2 protein-coding genes and 1 pseudogene are annotated in these 1788 nt (G+C 42.6%); all 3 read left to right on the top strand.

The annotated features are described in order from the left end of the window. Positions 1-193, top strand: a pseudogene (locus A3762_RS25950) (putative Fe-S cluster assembly protein SufT); the annotation flags it as partial. A gap of 15 nt (positions 194-208) precedes the next feature. Then, the gene (locus A3762_RS12715) at positions 209-667 is read left to right on the top strand and encodes a SufE family protein (RefSeq protein WP_068476273.1); all 459 of its coding nucleotides are present in this window, start codon (positions 209-211) and stop codon (positions 665-667) included. Between the two features lie 23 nt (positions 668-690). Beyond that, positions 691-1788: phosphatidylserine/phosphatidylglycerophosphate/cardiolipin synthase family protein (locus tag A3762_RS12710; RefSeq protein ID WP_068755886.1), on the top strand; the 1098-nt coding region annotated here is incomplete at its 3' end.

Genomic DNA, 1788 nt, shown 5'->3' with positions numbered 1-1788 from the left:
ATTTGATGTAGATATTACAATGACCTTGACTGCACCTGGATGCGGCATGGGCCCTGTCATCGTAAACGATGTTCGATTTTACGTAGAACGTGTGCCAAATGTGGCTAAGGTTGAGATAGATTTAGTCTTTGAACCACCATGGAACAATGAGATGCTTTCAGACGAAGCGAAACTGGAACTCGGCCTGCTGTAAGCTAAAGGAACAAACATGACCTCGCCTTCTTTAGAAAGCTTTAAATCCAATCCTCTGGGTAGCGAAACCACCATTGAAGATATCTATGATGCCTTTGAGTTCCTAGATGATTGGGAAGAACGCTATGGCTACATCATCGATCTTGGAAAATCCCTTCCTGAATTCCCGGAGTCTGAACGAACTGAAGATAACTACGTTCATGGCTGTCAAAGCCAAGTTTGGCTAATTCATAAATTTGATGCAGACACGAACAAGCTTTATTTAATGATCGATAGCGACGCGATTATCGTGAAAGGTCTCGCTGCAATTGTTCTCGTTACCTTGAATGCGAAAACACCGCAGGAAATTATTGATCTCGATGTGGAAGCTGCATTTGAAAAAATAGACTTAATGCGGCATATCAGTCCAACTCGAGGCAATGGTTTACGTGCTATGCTTGAATTAATCAAGAAGGCAGCCGCAGAAAACAGCTAAACCATTCAGCAAAAGAGGCTTTGATGACACTAATTCCGCATTCTTCGAAGCCTTCAAAACACCCTTCACGATCTTCTATTGATACTCCTCCTCAAGAACAACTGTTCAATGATGCAGAAAGTTATTTTTTTGCGCTCAAAGATAGCATCAATGACGCCAAGTACTGCATTGACATGGAAGTTTATATCTATGAGAACAATACTCTCGGACTACGTGTTGCCGAAATCCTGAAATCTGCTGCAGGGCGCGGCGTGACAGTACGTTTACTCACCGATGGAATTGGCATTGACGACAAGTTTAAAGCAATTGCGGATGATCTTACTCAGCACGGTGTGCAAGTACGTATTCATCGCCCGTTGCCATGGAAACTAGAACAATGGCGCTACGCCGTAATAAAGACCCATGGCATACGAAAACTCTTATATCTTTTACTCTCCATTAACAAACGAAACCATCGCAAAACGGTCATCATCGATAAGCACTTCGCTTTCATAGGCAGCATCAATATCAGCGTCAACCATTTACACAATGAGCATGGTGGCGCTCATTGGCGCGATACCGCTATAAAAATATCTGGGGGAAATCTAAGTGCGCTTGAGCAAGCGTTTGATGCGAGTTGGAATTATTCAAAGCAGAAGGTGAAACGCATCATTACTAAAACTGCGCTAAAATCCAATTTCTTACTCAACTACAACCGTATCCTGCGCAAACATCACCATCGTTTATTACTTCGTCTGATCAATCACGCGCAACATCATATCTTTATCACTAACGCATACTTTGTGCCTGAACCAGCGCTGTTAAAAGCATTGACTTCTGCAGCACAAAGAGGCGTAAACGTTCAAATTATTGTGCCGGAACATTCGGACGTTATTTTTATGCCTTGGGTATCGGCGTACTTTTACAAAAGCCTTTTGCAATCAGGGGCTCATATTTATGAATATCAGCCTGTCATGCTTCACGCCAAAACAATCATGATTGATGAATGGGCGAGTATTGGTTCCAGCAATATGAATCATCGAAGCTTTCGGCACGATCTCGAAGTCGACTACATACTTCAAACCAAAGAAGCCAAACAACAACTACTCGATGATTTTCATCATGATTGTTCGTACACGACC

The sequence above is a fragment of the Oleiphilus sp. HI0125 genome (assembly GCF_001635355.1).
The sequence above is the reverse complement of the archived record's forward strand: the minus strand, read 5'-3'. Positions and strand labels throughout refer to the sequence as shown.

What these genes read in the sequence shown, in the direction of transcription:
- A3762_RS12715 (WP_068476273.1), top strand. Translation starts at nt 209, where the DNA reads ATGACCTCGCCTTCTTTAGAAAGCTTTAAATCCAATCCTCTGGGTAGC.